Source organism: Flagellimonas sp. (assembly GCF_965601775.1).
Lineage (GTDB): Bacteria > Bacteroidota > Bacteroidia > Flavobacteriales > Flavobacteriaceae > Flagellimonas.
Window position 1 is genome coordinate 1,832,991 of sequence record NZ_OZ271837.1, and the last position, 19,339, is coordinate 1,852,329.

Annotated in this window: 15 protein-coding genes; 9 read left to right on the forward strand and 6 right to left on the reverse strand. The window is 37.8% G+C overall.

Annotated features, from left to right (window positions below; translation table 11 throughout):
* The first annotated feature begins 159 nt into the window (after positions 1–159).
* The 3 genes from ACSLUF_RS08465 (at position 160) to ACSLUF_RS08475 (ending at position 4,857) form a co-directional block, all read left to right on the forward strand.
* The gene (locus ACSLUF_RS08465; protein ID WP_435625677.1) at positions 160–1,161 is read left to right on the forward strand and encodes a sensor histidine kinase; all 1,002 of its coding nucleotides are present in this window, start codon (positions 160–162) and stop codon (positions 1,159–1,161) included.
* Between the two features lie 10 nt (positions 1,162–1,171).
* A complete protein-coding gene (locus ACSLUF_RS08470; RefSeq protein WP_435625678.1) occupies positions 1,172–1,867 on the forward strand; it encodes a LytR/AlgR family response regulator transcription factor in 696 nt (231 codons plus the stop codon).
* A gap of 587 nt (positions 1,868–2,454) precedes the next feature.
* Positions 2,455–4,857, forward strand: a complete 2,403-nt coding sequence (locus ACSLUF_RS08475; protein WP_435625679.1) for an ABC transporter permease — start codon at positions 2,455–2,457, stop codon at positions 4,855–4,857.
* A gap of 133 nt (positions 4,858–4,990) precedes the next feature.
* Here ACSLUF_RS08475 and ACSLUF_RS08480 read toward each other — a convergent pair whose 3' ends face one another.
* The 3 genes from ACSLUF_RS08480 to ACSLUF_RS08490 form a co-directional block, all read right to left on the reverse strand.
* Positions 4,991–6,718 (reverse strand): ankyrin repeat domain-containing protein, encoded by a 1,728-nt coding sequence (locus ACSLUF_RS08480; protein WP_435625680.1) that lies wholly within the window; start codon positions 6,716–6,718, stop codon positions 4,991–4,993.
* A gap of 3 nt (positions 6,719–6,721) precedes the next feature.
* Positions 6,722–7,084, reverse strand: coding sequence for a BlaI/MecI/CopY family transcriptional regulator (locus ACSLUF_RS08485; RefSeq protein ID WP_435625681.1), 363 nt, complete (start codon positions 7,082–7,084; stop codon positions 6,722–6,724).
* A 100-nt stretch (positions 7,085–7,184) separates the two neighbouring features.
* Positions 7,185–7,919: a slipin family protein gene (locus ACSLUF_RS08490; RefSeq protein WP_435625682.1), complete on the reverse strand. Its 735-nt coding sequence runs from the start codon at positions 7,917–7,919 to the stop codon at positions 7,185–7,187.
* A gap of 430 nt (positions 7,920–8,349) precedes the next feature.
* Here ACSLUF_RS08490 and ACSLUF_RS08495 point away from each other — a divergent pair, with 430 nt between their 5' ends.
* From ACSLUF_RS08495 to ACSLUF_RS08515, 5 genes are all read left to right on the forward strand, one after another.
* Positions 8,350–9,264: a LamG-like jellyroll fold domain-containing protein gene (locus ACSLUF_RS08495; RefSeq protein WP_435625683.1), complete on the forward strand. Its 915-nt coding sequence runs from the start codon at positions 8,350–8,352 to the stop codon at positions 9,262–9,264.
* Positions 9,265–9,424: 160 nt separating this feature from the next.
* Positions 9,425–10,561, forward strand: a complete 1,137-nt coding sequence (locus ACSLUF_RS08500) for a helix-turn-helix domain-containing protein (protein WP_435625684.1) — start codon at positions 9,425–9,427, stop codon at positions 10,559–10,561.
* A gap of 75 nt (positions 10,562–10,636) precedes the next feature.
* Positions 10,637–11,842 (forward strand): leucine-rich repeat domain-containing protein, encoded by a 1,206-nt coding sequence (locus tag ACSLUF_RS08505; RefSeq protein ID WP_435625685.1) that lies wholly within the window; start codon positions 10,637–10,639, stop codon positions 11,840–11,842.
* A gap of 118 nt (positions 11,843–11,960) precedes the next feature.
* Positions 11,961–13,718, forward strand: a complete 1,758-nt coding sequence (locus ACSLUF_RS08510; RefSeq protein WP_435625686.1) for a serine hydrolase — start codon at positions 11,961–11,963, stop codon at positions 13,716–13,718.
* Positions 13,719–13,805: 87 nt separating this feature from the next.
* Positions 13,806–15,293: an alpha/beta hydrolase gene (locus ACSLUF_RS08515; protein ID WP_435625687.1), complete on the forward strand. Its 1,488-nt coding sequence runs from the start codon at positions 13,806–13,808 to the stop codon at positions 15,291–15,293.
* Between the two features lie 120 nt (positions 15,294–15,413).
* Here ACSLUF_RS08515 and ACSLUF_RS08520 read toward each other — a convergent pair whose 3' ends face one another.
* Positions 15,414–16,841 (reverse strand): aminotransferase class I/II-fold pyridoxal phosphate-dependent enzyme, encoded by a 1,428-nt coding sequence (locus ACSLUF_RS08520; protein WP_435625688.1) that lies wholly within the window; start codon positions 16,839–16,841, stop codon positions 15,414–15,416.
* 69 nt (positions 16,842–16,910) lie between these two features.
* On the opposite strand from ACSLUF_RS08520, the gene ACSLUF_RS08525 reads away from it, so the two are divergent.
* The gene (locus ACSLUF_RS08525; RefSeq protein ID WP_435625689.1) at positions 16,911–17,939 is read left to right on the forward strand and encodes a tetratricopeptide repeat protein; all 1,029 of its coding nucleotides are present in this window, start codon (positions 16,911–16,913) and stop codon (positions 17,937–17,939) included.
* Between the two features lie 180 nt (positions 17,940–18,119).
* Here ACSLUF_RS08525 and ACSLUF_RS08530 read toward each other — a convergent pair whose 3' ends face one another.
* Together ACSLUF_RS08530 and ACSLUF_RS08535 are read right to left on the reverse strand one after the other, a co-directional pair.
* On the reverse strand, positions 18,120–18,683 hold the full coding sequence (locus ACSLUF_RS08530) for a DinB family protein (protein ID WP_435625690.1): 564 nt from the start codon (positions 18,681–18,683) through the stop codon (positions 18,120–18,122).
* Between the two features lie 53 nt (positions 18,684–18,736).
* The gene (locus tag ACSLUF_RS08535; protein WP_435625691.1) at positions 18,737–19,327 is read right to left on the reverse strand and encodes a hypothetical protein; all 591 of its coding nucleotides are present in this window, start codon (positions 19,325–19,327) and stop codon (positions 18,737–18,739) included.
* Positions 19,328–19,339: the final 12 nt, after the last annotated feature.

Genomic DNA, 19,339 nt, shown 5'->3' on the forward strand with positions numbered 1-19,339 from the left:
AATTAGGTCTTAGTTCATGTTTACTTCTTAGAATTATATCAATGAACCAATTATATGATGAAAGCATTTCATCATGGACATGCAGCCTTTGTATAGAAATTATGTAATCGTGAATTTCAAGACAGTATCTTTATTCCTCCTTTAATACCAAATAAAGGGATGATGATGAAAAAGTCTTTGCGGAATACCCTTCTTATTAATTTAGGGGCCTTTGTATTGGTACTCGTTCTTGAGCTATTGAGTGGGTGGATGCTCATAGATCGCTATGATACGTGGCTTTCCTTTTTTTTATGGGGACTTAGCTATGCTATTATTATTATGGCCGTTATATGGATCAATCATTTTGTTCTTATACCTTATGTTTTAGATAAGAAACGTTATTTCTTATACGGCATCTTACTCATGGCAAGTATACTTTTTGTTTCTTATTTAAGAGCATATGAGAAAGATGGCTGGTTGGGTATTTCTAAATTCTTTTTCTTTCTTCTTTATACTACTGGAGCAGGTATGGCCATCTTTTTATTGAGAAGAAATGTACGCATGCAAAAACAAAAAGAAGAGAAGGAAAAATTACAAAAAGAGATGGAACTTACCTATTTAAAGGAACAGGTAAATCCCCATTTTCTATTTAATTCATTGAATAGCATTTATGCGCTTTCCAGACAGCAATCCAGAGAAACACCTGAGGTGGTCATGCAACTTTCAGAATTAATGCGGTATCAATTGGAAAGTGCTAAAAAAGACACTGTTCAATTAAAAGAAGAGCTTGAATTTATTGAGAACTATTTATTGCTTGAAGAAAAAAGGTTAAGCAAACGTTGTACAATTGAATTTTTAATTGAGGGGGATTCATCCAATTATAACATACCACCAATGTTACTTATACCCTTTGTTGAAAATGCCATTAAACATGGGGCGCAAGCTACCAATGAACAGAGTGCGATTGATGTTGTAGCCACGGTTAAAAGTGATGTCTTTCATTTTCAGATTACCAATACCAAACCCAGTAGCTATGTCAGATTGGACAGAAATGGCTTGGGTCTTGAAAATGTTAGAAGACGTTTAAACCTGTTATACCCTAATTCGCATAGACTAGGAATTGAGGATACAGAAAGAGCATATTCTGTAAATTTATCCATTCATTTGAAAGACGCCCAGTAATAAACAACGAATGATTAAAATTGGTATCATAGACGACGAAATACTGGCACGTAAGGTGTTGGAAGAGTATTGTTCTAAAATTAACAACTTCCAACTGGTATTAAGTACGGGTAATCCACTTGAGTTTATCAATTTTGTACAGCAAAACGAGGTTGACCTTATCTTTCTTGACATAGAAATGCCAGAACTTAACGGCATGGAAATCCTGAGGTCTATGATAAATCCGCCTAAAGTTATTTTAACCACTGCCTATTCGGAGTATGCGCTGGAAAGTTATAATTATGGTGTTGTAGATTATTTATTAAAACCCATAAAGATTGAGCGTTTTTTAAAGGCGATAAATAAGGTAGAGGCACCAAAAACAAGGGAGTCCAAAAAAAACAACTCCAAGGAAGAACTTCAAATAAAACATGATGGTGTACCGGTAAATATTGCGTATAACTCCATTCTATACATTCAGAGCTTTGGAAATTATTTAAAAATATTTACCGATTCAAGAATGTATCTTATCACAGAGACGCTTATTAATATCAATACATTGTTATCTGAAAATTTCCAGCGCACACATAAATCCTATATTGCCAATTTGGATAGGGTTACCAAGGCTACCCGAACACATTTATTGATTGTAGATAAGAAAGTTCCGGTAAGTGTTATGTACAAGGTTGTTGTTTTTGAAAAATTGGAAGCTTTAGCAAAACCATAAAATAAGCATTCTAATTCTACGTCATTTCATATGCTTTTACTTCCCCTACTCTCCTACTCGGCTCTAAGAGCTCCGGAGGATTCTTTTACGATTTGGCAGAAACCGTATTCCATTACTTCATTAAAGAAGATTTTTAAAAGAAATTTTCCATGGAGTGCGGTGCTAACTTGACCAATGCACCATCTCACTCAAAAAAGAAAAGGTCTGCTAGACTTTCCTTTTTATAACGTACCAAAGCTCTAGTAATCTGCCTTCGATTATTCTAAGATGGACAGGTGTCACCCTACACATTTAAGCATCATACATTTGTATGGTTTTTGTTTGAAACTTAAGACTTGATTGATGTAATAGCTTTAAAGCAATCTAAATGTAAAATAATTTGACATTTTGTGTCCAAACATTGGACGTGATAGTTCCCAATTTTAGACTTTTAAAATATAAATAACTGATTATGAATCCATTATAACTGGGGCATTATTTTTGAATACAACCGTTTTAGTATTCCATGAAATTAAAGCGTTTGCAAATCAGTCATTATAGCGTTTTAGCGAACCTCATTCTTTCGGACCAACAATAAATTAAACATCATGATTATAAACCATTTTAAAGGTGTAAGGCGAAACCTGGGTAGAAATAAGGTCCATTCCACTTTGAACATTGCTGGTCTAACCGCTGGATTGACTTGTTTTGCACTAATTGCGCTATGGGTAAATGATGAAATGAACTATGACCGGTTCCATGAGAAGTTTGAAGATATCTACCGGCTGACCACAACTTCAAGGACGGGGTTTGACTTTTCTGAATCTGCTATGTCCAACGCGCAAATGGCAAGTAGTATTGTTGAAGACTTTGCCGGAGTGGAAAATACGGTTCGTCTGGATTTGCACCGAGATGAGTTGGTACTCCATGATAACGAACAAATATTGGAATCGAACATTCTAATGACCGATCCATCCTTTTTCGATGTATTCAGTTACTCCCTATCTCGAGGTAATGTAACCACTGCATTGGAAGAACCGTACTCTATCATACTTACCCAATCCATCGCAAGAAAGTACTTTGGTGATTCCAATCCAATGGGTGAAAGCCTCACAATTTTCATGAACGATAGCACTGGTTTGGGAACGCCATATAGAGTAACCGGCGTAATGCCCGACCCTCCAAAGAATTCCCATTTTACTTTTAATATTTTGGCTTCCTTCAAAACAGAAGAAGTTTCCAATCCGGAAATATTAACCCCACAAGGTTTTGACGAAATCAACTATTACACCTATTTGTTATTAAGAAAAGGAGTTGATCCCAAATCACTTTCCAACAAAATCACACAGTCCTATGGTAGAAACCACAGTGATACAAACCAATTGTCCCTTTCATACGATTTGCAACCCTTAAAAGACATCCATCTTAAATCCCATTTGCAAAATGAAATAGCGGCAACTGGTAATATTAACCAAGTTTATGTTTTTTCGGTGATAGGCATTCTGATATTGCTCTTGGCAGGCATTAATTACACCAACCTCGCAACAGCAATATCGCTAGATAGGGCAAAAGAAGTAATGATCAAAAAAACAATTGGGGCCGGTAAGGGACATTTGGTATCTCAATATCTATTGGAATCCGTCACAATGACGTTTATCGCTCTTTTCCTGTCATTGATACTTTCAATATTTTTGCAACCCATATTTCAAGAAATTACGGGGAAAAGTCTTAATCTATTTACCTCTCCTTTTCTATTGTCTTTTTTGATAGGAATCACGTTCTTGTTGGGTCTTCTTTCCGGTATTTATCCAACTATTGCTCTTCTTTCATTTAGTCCTGCAAAAACCCTAAAAAGTGCTTATAAGTCAGGGACTTTTGGTATGGCACTGCGCAGGGCATTGATAACATTCCAATTCATTATCACCCTTGTTTTGGTTGCAAGTATTGTAATTATGTATTCCCAAATGTCTTTTATTAGTACCAAGGACCTTGGATATAAAGAAGACGCCCATCTTGTCTTACGAGTAAATGGAAATTCAGATGTGGTAAATGGTTATGGTCCTTTTAAAAATCAACTTTTGCAAAGTCCCCTTATTTCTGGAATTACGGTTTCCAACACCATGTTGGGAGGTAGCATTGACCAAGAAGATGCGGTAACCGTTGATACGAACGGAAATCCCGTTTCATTAACGACTTCGTCCCTTGGTGCGGATCGTCATTTCTTTGATGTACACAGAATTGGAATATTGGCGGGTAAAAACTTTGCCGAAACCGAAATTGAGACTGAGACACGTCCCGTTATCCTGAATGAAATGGCGGCAAAAGTGCTGGGGCTTGAAAATATCGAGGAGATTATTGGAAAACCTTTTAATATAGACGGCCAAGACGGGATTGTAGTCGGTGTTACTAATAATTTTCACTACAACTCCTTAAAACAGAATATTGGACCTTTGCTCATTTATCCTATAAATCGGTTTTCAAGAATTACGTTGAAAGTTGATATCGAAAATGCAAATCAAGTTATTGAGATGGTAGAAAGAGTGTGGAAAGAAAATTTTCCGACAGCCCTATTTGATTATGGTTTTCTGGAAGAGCATATCCAGATGCAATACGAGGCCGAGAAACGTTTTTCAAAAATACTCTTGATTTTCTCGATATTGTCTTTATTGATTTCTTGCCTGGGGCTGATTGGTCTAATCACATACACGGCTAGACAAAGGACAAAGGAAATAGGTGTCAAAAAGGTTTTGGGTGCAAAGACGAGTGATATTGCAGTGATGCTGGGCAAAGAATTTTTAATGCTACTTGTACCCGCATTTCTACTTTCCATTCCCATTTCCTGGTTAGGTATGAACAGGTGGATACAAGATTTTGCGTATAGAGTAAACATCACATGGTGGATGTTCTTATCGGCCGGTGTTATTGTTGCATTAATTGCTTTACTTTCCGTAGGCTTTCAAGGAATAAAGGCTGCACGAGCAAATCCTGTTAGGAGTTTACGAAACGAGTAGTCGAAATAAAAAAGGAAGGTGTTAATAGAAGAAGGCCCTCGCTGATGGTAAAAATCCTTTAAGTATATGCTATATAAGAGGGTTTAATACGCTGAAAAAACTATTACTAAACCCCCTTATGGCTATTTTTTTATCAATTGGCCTTTGCACCTTTGGATTTCAAGTACCGTACAATGGAATCATGTCCCTTTTTATCGGCCATTGACAAGGCGGTTCGGACCCTAATACTCCCATCATACCGTTTTTCAGTACATATTTTATTCACATCTGCTCCTTTTTCAACAAGAAATTTTACTATATCAAGATGCCCCTGCTCGCTTGCATTTATCAAAGGAGTTTCATCGCCTTTTACTTCCTGGTTTACATCGGCCCCTAATCCAACCAAATATTCGACTATGTTGAAATGTCCGCCTTTGGAAGCCATAATCAAGGGACTACCGTCTCCACGAACTCCCATATTGATATCCGCTTTTAACCGGACCAATGCTTTGACCATGGCCATGTCTCCGTTTTTACAAGCTTGAATCAAGGCACTACCGTCTCCATAGAATTTTTTGTTTACATCAACACCTTTCGAAACCAAAAGCTCGACCAGTCCAATGTTTCCATTCCGAGCGGCCAACCATAAAGGGTGGCCATCACTATCGGTCCCGAGGTTTGGGTCAGCTCCGTTTTCCAATAAATAACGGGCTATTTTTAGTTCGTTGTGCCTTATGGCCAAAACTAGGGCGGTTCCTTCGCCTTCTTGCACAAAATTTATGTCCGCACCTTCGTTGACCAATTTTTTAACTTGCTCAAAATCACCTCTCCGAACTGCATACAAAAGGGGCGCAAGGTCTCGGTCAAGGTCATCATATTCATTTTCAAAACTTTCGCTAAGGTTGTTTTCCCCTGTTGATACAACTTTTTGTTGAACCTTGGCTGAAAGTGGTTGATTCAATACTAATAAAGTTATTACCAAGGTTGGTGCAATGAAAGCATACTTCCAATAACTGTGTGTATTCGATTTCTTCTTGTTCATCATGACTATTCGTTTTTTGATTAATGATTGATTATAATTCGAAACAATTGTGAGCGGCTTTCGCTCCACGGATATCTCAATAAGGTTCAACTGATACTTTTCCGTTTCAACTGCTGTGGATTTTAGTAGCAGTGCATCAGTTTGGTATTCAATATTTTTCTCAACCTCTTTCCTAAAAAACCATATAATTGGGTTGAACCAAAGAATAATGATTGCAATTTCGGCTATTAACAGGTCAATTGTGTGCATCATTTTTACATGGATTTTCTCATGCTCCAGTATTTGTTCATACGTTTCAGAATTGTACTTTTTTGGATTTAGAAGGACATATTTAAAAAAAGAGCGGGGGCCATTATCATCATTAAGATTGACTATCGTACAGTCCACATCATCAACTTTATCATGCGTTCTTCGAATTTGAATAAAAACAGTAGCCAATTGAAAGAGTAGATGTGCAGTTAATACAATCACGCCGAAAACATAAATGGAAAACAGCCAAAATTCAATGCCTTTGGTTTGGGAAGGTTGAACATTGATGGGACTATTTTCTTCAGACCCTATTACATAATCAGTTGATCTGACATTTTCTGGTTTGGATTCCACAGGTGAAACAAAACTTTTTGATGGTTCCCTGAGGGGCGTTTCTACAAGCAAATTGTCAACTACTCCTTGATGTTTTGCCATTTCTGGCAAAGAAATAAAAGGAAGTAAAAAAACCATCAGTAAACTCGCTAGAAGATATATGCGATTTACAGCAAAAAAACTCTCCCTCTCCAACAACAGTTTGTAAAAGAGCCATAAAATCAAAATCACTAAAGAAGCTTTGAATAGGAATACCATGGTCTAAGACTTTTTTGATTTTATAATAGTAATCAGTTCTTCAATCTCCTGATCGGATAATTTTTCTTGTTTTGCAAAGTGTGCCATCATTTTGGTCAAAGAGTTTCCGAAATATTTTTTCTTGATATCCTCGACGTGCTCCTTTCTGTAGTCTTCCAGGGGTATTATGGCACTATACCTATCTATATTTCCATATTTTGTAGATTTTAGAAAGCCTTTTTTGACCAAAATCTTTACGATCGTCGCAACGGTATTATAATGGGGTTTTGGCTTCGGTAATTCCTCAACAATATCTCGAATAAAGATGCCATCAGTTCGCCAAATTATTTGCATTATCTGGTCTTCACGCTCTGTCAATTTCTTCATGGATACTTTAATTATTGAACAATACTACTAAAATTTTAGTAGAAATACTAATTTATTAGTAAATAATGTTTGCTCTAGATACTAACACTTACAAATTGGATTATTTTAAATCCCTCGGAAGAGCCTCCTCTGGAAAGGGGAATAGAATAGTAGAATTCTTTTCAGCCGCAATGTTGGACAAGGTCTGATAGAGACGTAGTTTAATGGCCGAGGGCGATTTGTCAATCTGTATTCCTGCCTCCAAAAGCTTACTTGCGGCTTGTTCTTCGGCTTCTGCCAGAATAATCCGAGCCCTCCTAGATCGTTCTGCTTCGGCTTGATTGGCCATCATTCGCTTCATGTTTTCCGGCAGTTGAATATCCTTAATCTTTACGTCAATAATTTCAATTCCCCAGTGATGGGTTTCAGTTTCCACAATGCTTTTAATGTTTTTGCCCATTTCCTCCCTTTTGGATAAAATAGTGTCCAGTTCAACTTTACCGCAAACATCTCTTAGGGCCGCTTGGGATAGCTGAGTAATTGCAAAATCATACTCTTCCACTTCAAGCACTGCTTTTTCTGGGTCCTTTATCTTAAAGAAAACTACTCCATCAATACTGCAGGGTACGTTATCCTCTGTCATCACCTCCTGCGAAACTACATTGATGGTGATTACACGGATATCCACTACCTGAATGGTCTCTACGATTGGAATTATCCACCGAAAACCGGGTTGTAGGGTTTTAACATATTTTCCAAAACGGAATTTCAAGGCTCGCTTGTACTCAAAAACAATCCGTATTCCAGCGAATAGGACGATAGCAAAAAAAATCAAAAACAACATTAACGGATTCATAGTTCTATCTTTTAAAAGTTCAACAATTTAATTCAGACATGTGTCCTTATAATTTACGAAAGTTTATTGTGCAATCAAAGGTCCAAACGTCTAAATATCAATCTACAACGATGCATTTGGTTCTTGTTGAACCATCCATTCCAAAAAGGTGTTTCCCTGCCCTACCCGCCTATTTTAAAACGATTTCAAATGCTTGTGCAGCTAATCATTGGAAGAACATACCAACAGCTTAAAAACAAAAAAATAGGAAGCATGTCCATATGTAGGCTGGTTCTAAGCATCTATATTGTCAGAGACTAACCCCCTGCGTTAAACGTTTATTTACGTAGGAATTATTTAAGTATAAATGGTAGAATTATACATTTTCGATTACCATGTACATTAGTTTTAATTAGTATTTTTAGTGGTCTCATCAATATTTTAATACGTCATGCGCACTGCATCAAAAAGAAGAATATCCGTTTTTATAATTACTATTCTTATTGTAAGCCTCTATGCTTGTAAACAGGAAAAAAAATCTGAACAACCGGCTGTTTCTGATTCCAACAAAACCAATTTAAAAGAAGCACTTACCTTCTATGCTTCTTTTGATAAGGGAGTCGAGGCAGATTTTGCACTAGGTGACTCACGAATGTATACCGTTCCCAATAGAAAAGCAGTGGATTCTGCACAGGTCGGATTGCACAAACCGGATATCAGCAGACAAGAAGACAAAGGCAAATATGGTGATGGCTTAGCATTTGCAGCACGTAGCCGAGGAAGTATTTATTATCCCAGTGAAAAAAATATAGCCTATAGCAAAGAAAATTGGAGTGGCGCAATCTCATTTTGGTTAAGCTTAGATCCAGCTACAGATTTAGAACCCGGTTATTGCGATCCCATTCAAATTACGGATGTAAGTTATAATGACGCAGCCATTTGGGTTGATTTCACCAAAGAAAATCCTCGGGATTTTCGTTTAGGAGTTATTGGAGATCGTAACGTATGGAATCCAAATCCTGAAGGACCGGATAACGAGAATCCTATTTTTAATGAGCGTCTTACTGGAGTACAAAATCCACCATTTGGTAGTGGCAAATGGACACATATTTTGATTAATTTTTCCAATTTAAATACTACTGAAGGGCAGGCTTCCCTATACTTGAATGGTCAACTCAAGGGTACGCGAGAGAATATTGATACCCCCTTTAGCTGGGATTTGGCTAAGTCCAATATTTATTTGGGATTAGGATATATTGGACTTATGGACGATTTATCAATTTACAACAGAAGTTTAACCGATAAGGAAATCGCAACACTGTATGAGTTAGAAAATGGGGTGCATACTATTTTAGAAACTGAGTAATGATACCGTTTTTACTTTTCAGCCTGTTTGCACCATTTTCATGGTACAGAAATGTTTTTGCTTGAAAATTTGGTGGGAATCTCTCGTTGTTGGATTTTAATTATGCTCCATCAACAGTCCTACTTTTAATCTAAAATAAGCTGTTTTACAGCGTGAGTTTATGGCGGATTTCAACTTGACCAATATCGCCTTGTTGTTCGGAATGCTCCAATGCATTCTAATGATACTTTTCATCTTCATGAACAGGAAGTGGCGCTCGGTTGAGAATAGGATACTTCTAGGTTTGTTGTTTGTTCTTCTACTATCCTTAATCCCTCCTTTCGTGGGTAATTCAAAGTTGGTTCTCCATTATGATTTTTTGAGGTTTATACCTTTCTATCTCTACCTTTTTGTATTCCCCTTACTACTTCTCTACGTTAAGTCCGTGTTTTCTGATACTTTGACCAAAAAACACATACTGTTCCATTTGGCACTCCCCTTTTTGTTTTGGTTCTATTCTGTTTTCATCTGGATTGGAACGTTGTTTGCCAGTCCGGAACCCAAAGGTGTCTGGGCCAAGCGCTTTGGCTATTTTACCATCCAAACTATGCACGATGTAATGCTCATGGCTTTCGTTGTTGGTTATACTATACTAAGCTTATCCCTAATCAGTAAAGCACAAAAGAACCCTTTTAACAAGGAACAGAAAAAATTCAGTATTTGGATCAGGACACTTATTGCTTTGCTTGCCGCAGGAGTATTTTTTGAAATGATTTCAGTGCTTTTGGGCAAATACTATGGATATTGGAAGGGTAGCCCAGTAGATGAATGGTTGGGCTTCTCATTTTCCCTGTTGGTCAAGATATATAATGCGGCCATACTATATGGAATATCCTTGGTTGCCTACATCTCATTTTCATCCCTTCGACGGAGGGATAGGTCCATTGGAGTGAATGATATGAAAGTCATTGAAAGTATTTCAAAGAAAATGGAAATGGACAGAATGTATCTTGATAACGGGTTGACCCTTTCGAAGTTTTCATCCATTCTTGGAATCACCCCAGTAAGACTATCTGGCTTAATCAACAACAGTCATGGGAAGACTTTTAATGATTTTGTCAACGAATACAGAATACAAGAGGTGATTAAATTGGTCAAAACCGGAAAAATGGAACACCTGACTTTAGAGGCCATTTCTGAAAATGCTGGATTCAAATCTAAGACCACTTTTTATAGGGCTTTTAAAAAGCATACTTCAAAGACCCCATCTGCTTATTTCAAGGGACTTACTGGAAAGGAATACGTTTCAAATTATTAAATGGTACTTAATTGATGTTTGGACAAGTGATATACACTAAGGAATATATCATATTTGGTTTCTAAACATCTATTCATGAAATCAAACCAATACCGTTTCGCTATTTTAGCCTTAATAGGGAATCTACTTCTCATGGGCACCATCTTCGCCCAGACATCTACTGATAAGGAACTCAGCGTTGACATCCCTGATTTTTATTTGGAACATGCCATTCGTGAATATTTTGATAAACCAAACGGAAGAATTACTAAAGTCGATTTGGAAAGCTTGCGGTCCTTTAATGCATCCGGCAGGGGAATTACAGACTTAACTGGTTTGGAACATGCAGTAAATTTGGAAAAACTTGTACTTCACAATAACAATATAAGTGACCTAAGTCCACTTATCCACTTAAAAAAATTGAATACCCTTTGGATAAACAAGAATAAGATATCAGATGTTTCCCCTATTGGACATTTAAGAAATTTGAAAAGCTTGACCTTGATGCAAAACAAGATTGAGGATATTGAACCTCTAGAATCTCTAATAAACCTAACCCATATTAACTGTCATTTTAATAAGATATCTGATATAGGCGTTGCCAAGAACTGGAAAAAGATGAAAAACTTTAATATGGGATTCAACCAATTACAGGACTTATCCCCATTAAAAGATTTAATATCAATGGAGGGTATTTGGATTCCGGGACATCAAGTCAAGGATATCAAGCCTTTACAGAATATGTCGGAACTACGGGTTTTAATCTTGGAAAATGGGAATGTAGAGAATATAGATGTAATTGAAAATCTAACAAAACTCGAGCAGCTCAATTTAATGAATAACCCCATAGAAGATTTTCAACCCCTGACCAAACTTCCCAAATTGGGTGTCTTGATATTACGGGGAAACCACATAAAAAAAATAGATTTTCTGAAGGATATTAAGAGCTTGGAATGGCTGGACATTAGTCATAACAGAATCGAAGATCTTGAGCCGCTTAAAAATCTAGTCCTTTTAAAAAAGCTTTTCTTGAGCCACAACAACATCGAACAAATAGGTCCCATATCCAATTTGGAAAAACTGAGATGGCTCATTATTGAAGAAAACAACGTCAGTGATATACAGTGTTTACTAGGTTTGAGTGAACTTACCGACCTGATGATTCATGGAAACGGTTTTAATGAATATGATACCCCTCTTTTTGAAAAACTTAAGACAAAAGGCGTAAACGTAGTTCATGAAACTTATGAATTAGGTTCGATTTTCCAGATGGAACCCAGCCGGGAACGCAAAAGACAATAATTCAGTCTTTATAGATAAAAAATGACCTTAAAAAATAAATGACATAAAGGTGACACCTAAATGTCGTGTGGTTGACAAAACTATACCAGTAGCTTTGCTCCAACAAGATTCTTTACATATGGAAAATAATTCAGTAGGAAAAAATCTAATCTATCACAGAAAACGCAAAGGCTATTCGCAGGAAGATCTTTCGGCACAAACGGAAATAACCGTTCGTACCATTCAACGTATCGAAAAAGGGGCTGTCAATCCTCATTTGCAGACCGTTAAAATGCTAGCTGTCGCACTTGATATCGAGGTAGATGAGCTGTTAAATTTGCAAAACCCCAAAGAAGAGGCCATACAAAAAAAGTGGTTGTTATTATTACATGGCACTCCCCTATTGGGCTTTATATTGCCTTTTTGTAATGTCCTTTTTCCTTTGTTCTTGTGGATTCACAAAAGAGATGACAATGTGCTTTATGATAGACACGGCTCCAAAATAATCAACTTTCATATTACTGTTTTAATACTGTACGCATTGGCATTTGTGGCTTTGTTGACTATTGAAAATTGGGGGTTTATCATTTTCATTTCGGTAATACCACTTTTTGTTCTGATTGTTTTGGCCAATATTGTCTATGCAGTAAAAGAACACAAGTGCTATTATCCTTTGGCCATCCCGTTCTTAAAGTTTAAGGAAGATAGAATGACAAAAACATTGCTATATCTATTTGCCGTAGTTGCCTTGTCCAATTGTACTTCCCAAGATACCACGCGGATTGTCCGCTTGGATGAATCGAAAATTTCAGCGGATTCCTTGAAACAAAAAATCCAAAAAGCAATGGTGGATGCCGATATCCCAGGAATGGCCGTGACCATTTTCAACGATAACAGCCCAGTTTTTGAGCAGGTTTTTGGATATAGGGACAATCTCAATAAACTGCCGCTTACCGATTCAACGAACATCTATGGCGCTTCGTTGAGCAAGGCCGTTTTCAGCGTATTGGTAATGGATTTGGTTGAAGATGGTGTTATAGACCTTGATACACCGCTGGAAAGCTACCTCCCAAAGAAAATTTATGAATATGAGCCCCAAACCCGATGGCACGATGACTACTCCTCCTTGAAAAAAGACAGTCTTTACCATAAGATTACGGCCAGAATGTGTTTGGCCCATACCTCTGGTTTTCCCAATTGGCGCACACCTCAAATTGAACTACAAACGTTTCATGAACCAGGGAAAAAACATAGGTATTCCGGTGAAGGATTTGTCTATTTACAAGTGGTACTCGAAAAGCTTACGGGAAAAGGTTTAAATGAACTGGCAATACAAAGAATATTCTCACCCCTAGGAATGAGTAGGTCTGCATTTTTCTGGAAACCTGAATACAAGGAAAATGTCGCCTTTGGTCATGATGACAGAGGCAATCCCTATGAAAAGGACATTGACAATGAACCTCGTGGGGCAAGCACCTTGGAGACCACCGCTGCTGATTATACCAAATTCCTTCAAGGAGTACTGGAACAGAAAATCATAACCAAAAAATCATACAATGAGATTTTTAGTCTACAGGCCAAAGTAACCGAACCTAGTAGTACCTATAAAGGTATCGTGAACCGGAGAATCCCATTTAGGGATACAGATGCTGGCTATGGCCTTGGTTGGGGATATCTGGACACACCGTATGGTATTGCCGTTTTTAAGGGTGGGAACGGTAGCGGATTCCAGCATTATTCTGTTCTTTTCCCAGAAAAAAAGATGGGTATGATGATAATGACCAATAGTAACAACGGAAGAAGCATTTTCATTGAACTTTTGAGATTGTGCCTAAAAGACCATTTCTCTACCATGGAAGTAGCGGTAATACAAAAAGCTCCACCTGGTCTAGTATAATATCGATAGGAACTAAATTTAACTTATTTTGGTTGCCAAAGCGCGAATGAAAAATAGTAACCCTTAAATCCCCCAAATAAATTTCTGATGCTTAAACTATGTACTGTCTTGGTGTCCTTTGTTTTCATAATGGGAAAAGCCCAATCAATCCCAAAGGATTCGGATCAAAGCGAAACCTTCTTTACGGAACAAAAGCAACTGGGAAAACCCATATGGAATTATATCTACGGAGATTTTTCAGCGTTCAATAGCCAAGGAAAAAAGGCATTTCTTCTGGAAATAGATTCTTTAAGAGCTCTGCATACAGAACATCTAAAATCATATGAGAAAAAGATAAGTGACAGTCTCTATTATCAAGAGGAAAATGCCATTAAAGCTGCATTTGACAAATTAATCTTGGAATATCCTGGTCACCATGAAGTGTATAGTGGCCATGCCACCAAGCTACCAGATACCCTAGTTGATTATCTTGATAAAGGATTGGATAAATTCAAGAACATCGACTTGTTGAAGAATAAGGACGTTAGGGCATATATACGGGCTTATATCAACAAAAAAGCATCAGATAAGGTTAATAAAGGGCTATTCAAACAAAGCTCCAACCAACATTTATCTGCCCAATGGCAAATCATAGACAGCCTTTTTTCGGATTCCATTGTCCTTCCCCTTTGGAAATACCGATATCTTTCAAGACATATTGAGAATTTGGGGGTAAAAAATATTGAAGATTACTACAAAGACTTTTTGAAAAGTAAGGGAAATGAAGCGCAGAAAGCCAGCATTTACGAAACTTATCAAAATCATCTACAGGCGCGTCAAAACCATCTCATTAAAACATATAAAAAGGTGGATGGCTTTGATTTGGACATTCACTTATTTCTGCCCGATGGCACCAACCATCACGGTCCCCGACCTACCTTAGTATATTTTCATGGAGGAAGTTGGTCTGAAGGCAAGCCAGATTGGTTTTTTGATTCAGGAAAAGAGTATTCCAAAAGAGGTTGGGTAGCCGTCGCCGTAGAATATCGCATCAAGGAGCGACACAATTCTTTACCCTTTGAAGCCGTTAAGGATGCAAAATCGGCCATTAGATGGCTAAGACAAAACGCTGCGGAATTGAATGTAGCAATAGATGAGATTGTGGTTACCGGAAATTCGGCAGGTGGGCACTTGGCCTTATCTACCATTTTGTCTGATACGGTAAATGAAGCAACGGATAATTTAGCAATGGACCCAGTACCGAATGCCGCTATGGTCAATGCTGCGGTTTATGATTTAACCGTCACCAATTCCAAATGGATTGTAAGAGACTTGGCGAATAAAGACAGTGTACTGACCATTTCGCCCAATCATAGGATTAAGAAGACCCATTCAAAACTATTGATGATCCACGGAGAGAAAGATAAAAACTGTGAATATTCAACAGCGGTTGAATTCTACAAAAGAATGAAGGCTTTAGGAAATGATATTGAATTAAAATCAATACCCGAAGCAGGGCATTTTATCTGGTTTGGAAGATTCGCCAGCGAGGTATACCCGAAACAGGCCGAATTTCTTTCTAGTCTAAATTTCTAAAGAAGAAAAAACAAATACGAGGGGTATTATGTTCCTTTTAGAGTTTGGGATAGTTTCAAGACCTTATTTATCAGTCGGCCAAGCCTTCCTAGTGAGCTTTTTAAAATAAATTAGCAATGCCTATCTGCTTGTTTTAGTGCTGGCAATCTCCCGAATCGACTGTATAAGAATTTTGATATGATGCAGTTTGGTGTTAGGGCTCATAAAAACCAAACGTAGGTAGCGTACTCCTTTGAACATGGTGGAAGTGAGGTAAAAGTCCCCCTTTTCCAATAGTTTCTTTCGGATAACTATCTGGTCTTCATCATTACCCTGAAATTTAAAACACAAAATATTGCTCTCAGGAATTACAGGGCAATAAAAATCTGGTAAACCATTGATAAAGTTATGAGCCTCGAGCGTTAGCTGGTAGCGTTCATCTATAAAATTTACCAATCCCTTTTCGCCTAGCGCCGCCATTACAAAAAACAATTTTTCCCCAAGTCCCGACTTTGTAGTTTCAATGGTTCGGTGCAACGAATCGCAACCCGGTTGATCCTTTTCATGAAAGAGATAACTGGCATTGTCCCCTACAGGCATTCCATTATCCAAATGCTGATGGTCCTTTACCAAAAGTGCCGCGCAGAGCGATGGAGTTTGTAATAATTTATGGGCATCCCAAGTCAAGGAATCCGCTTTGTGGATTCCTCTAAGTCGATGTTTGTGCTTATCTGACAACAATGCGCTTGCACCATGAGCTCCATCCACATGAAGCCATAATTCATTTTCATTGCAGAAATCAGCAATCTCATCCAAAGGATCATAAACACCCACAGGCGTATTACAAGAATTGGCTATTAGGGCAAAAGGTCGAAGGCCCTTGTCCAAAACGTTTTGGAGTGCTTTAGGCAATTTGTCCGAAATTATCGCTCCTCTTGAATCAACATCCAGGTAGTGGATAGCATTTTTGCCCATGCCCATAATTCCTGCGGCTTTGCTAAGGGAATAATGGCTTTCCGAAGGTAACATGACAGCTAGGTCAGTTGGATTGCCTTGCTCCCATACCTTTGGGACTTTATGACTGCGCGCCACAATTAAGGCGGTTAAATTGGCTATAGAACCTCCATTGACCAGAACTCCTCCAGCAAGAGATTCTCGCATATGATCAGATTCTGGTGTTGGCCATCCAACCTTTTCCAACATCCAATTAACTATAAAGTATTCCAAAGCTACCGATGCTGGTCCCATCTCATATATAGCGGAGACATTATTGGTAAAACTGTTGACGAAAGACCCCAGAGCAGCAGAATAATGTGGTGCCGCACATTGATGTCCCAAATAACCTGGATGGTGAAGTCGGGTGTTGAGTGAAAGATACTTATGCATAAAACTGCTTAGCTCTTCGCCATGTAGACCTCCCCTTTTGGCCCATTTCTGAAGGGCAAGATTTTCAATTATCTCTTGCAGTACTTCTTGGTTTATGACAGGTTTTTGAGCAAAAATGGACTCTTTATGAAAAGCATTCAATGCTTTGACCACAAACTGTAAATCTGAATTGAGATTTATCATATCGTTTATTAGCAATATACGAATTAATAAATATTCATTACCTTTTTATTTTGAATTAAGAATATTAGGATGAATCCTCGAGTCTTACATCACATTTGGTTGATACTCATAGTGTACTCGCTGCTTTTTGGGTTGTGCCATATTGAAGATGATTCAACGGCCATCCTCACTCTCCCAAACCCTCCGACTAAAATTGATTCGCTACAATGCCATACCCAAAGTAGTAGGCAATTTGACCGGTTAACCGTTTTAAGCTCCGAAGAAAAACAACGCATAGAAGAGGACATTGCAAACAACTTGCTTAAAAGTGCAATTGAGGAAGATGGGGCCATACTTGTGTACCTTAAGTTTTTATGGATAAACGGAAACCATCTCAGAAGTAAAGAGGTGCTACAAGATTTGCTCCGTTTAGGGAATGAGCTTGCGGAGTCCCCTTTTTGGGGCTGGGTGAACTATAATTTAGGCGAAATTTACTATTTAGACCATTACGTGAAAAACCAAAAAGGTTTGAATGATTCCTGGTCCCACCATCGTAGGGCCAAAACTATTTTTCAGAATACAGGAGACAGCACAGGGCTGGCTAAATCTTTGAGTAGACTGGGCGTTCTTCATGAAAGAGCCAACAATCCAGATAGTGCTAGTTATTATTACAATTACTCGATAACAATCGCCAAAAAGGTCGATTATAATATTGGACTATCCCGGCCGTATACCCATCTTGGTTTTGTTAGTCAAAGAGATGGTGACACTTTACAGGCACGTACTTACATTGAAAATGCCCTAAGAATCAATATGGAATGCAAGAATTATGAGGAATTACCCTTTAGTTTGGTTAATACTTCACGCCTTTTATATTCGGATGATTTAGATTCTGCCAAAGGAGCATTACTCGAAGCCATCGAAGTTTCTAAATCCATCGGGTTTAAACTAGCAGAAATCCATGCTTTGTATCATTTGAGCCATATGGCCAAAGAAGCTGGGGATAAAAAGCTAGCTATAACCTCTTGCAAGGAAGTCATTGAATTGGCCAGCGAGGTCGGTTATTCTATCTATTTGGAGCCCTCTAAAAAACTTATGGAAGAATTGATGAAGGGTTGACTTTTATGGTTTCTATCAACAGATTTAAGGCAAGTAGCCTCTAATGTCAGCCACTACCCTAGCAGGGCCTGTATACCCTGGGGTTTACCGTCCGAACTTCTAAAATAAATGTATTCGATTTCATCTATCACTGTATTGATAGAATGGAACAACATAGTTTTGACATAAAGTTGGTGAAGTTTATTTAGGCAATCGATTTTTTATAGTTGCTATTTGCCCCATGTGGTTGGCCGAATGTTCCATAACATGGTACCAGATATAATGATAGTTAATCCCCTCTTCTAAATTTGATGCGAACCATGTATCATCTTTGGTTTTGAGTCCTTCTAAGCTTTTTCCACGGACTTCATCCCATAAGTCTAAATAGTATTGAATTGGCTCGCCTTTGAGTATGCTTTTTACTTCTTCATTAAGCTCTCCTGCAATACCATATGTCTTGAACTCATCTTTCGTCCATTCTCGTCCCTCCAACGTGGCTATCTGGTAGTACGATTCGGTTGACACCAAATGCATAATCAACGCACCAATGCTATTGGCATCAGCATCATACAAGAAATCCGTTTGGGATTGGTCCAAATCTTTCACTTGCTGTGTAATTCTGTCTTTTAGGTCTTCCAACATGTAGACCATCATACCAATCTGGGGCGAATACCCCTCAACTGATTTCAGTTCACCTTGGGCGTTCAATAGCGCCATTGACAATACCAATAGTAAAAAAGTGGTTCTTCCTTTTACATATTTCATAGTTCTGTGTTCAAATTAATATGTCCAAAATATAAGATAGATAGCAGTTTCTATTAGTTTCCAGTCATTTTGTCTCCTGTTTTCGCATTTAGTTTTACCTGACTTAAATAGCTTAAAACATTGCCGTCCGCATCTGTATTCCCCACATAGCCGTATTTAGGAGAATAAAAAAGAAAGTATTCTTTACTCTTTTCTTTGTTTTTATTGGTTAGTTGCAGGCAGTGGACCTTTACGCAGTCCATATACTTCTTTTTTGGGGTTTTGAATTTTTTATTTGTTTCAATAACCTCATAGCTCCAACTACCATCACTTTCTTCCCATTTATCACCTAGTCTTGGTTGTACGGGCATCAACTTAGATTCCATGGAAGTCTTTTTATCGAAGTGAAAATAAAAGTCCTTTCCCTTGCGATAATAGGTAGTATCAACATCTCCCCAACCATACTTACGGTATCTTACATAATAAGTATTACCATCAAAATTTTCCTTTTGATTGTCAAAATACTCGAAGTAATTCGTTTTACCGTAGCGATAATATTTTGCACTGCTGGAATCTTCAAAAAGAGTAATGTATCCATTGATTTCCTGTTGTATAAAGGAGCTCAACACCCATAGAAACAGTAGTAATTTAAAGTTTATCTGCATATTCGTTAGTTT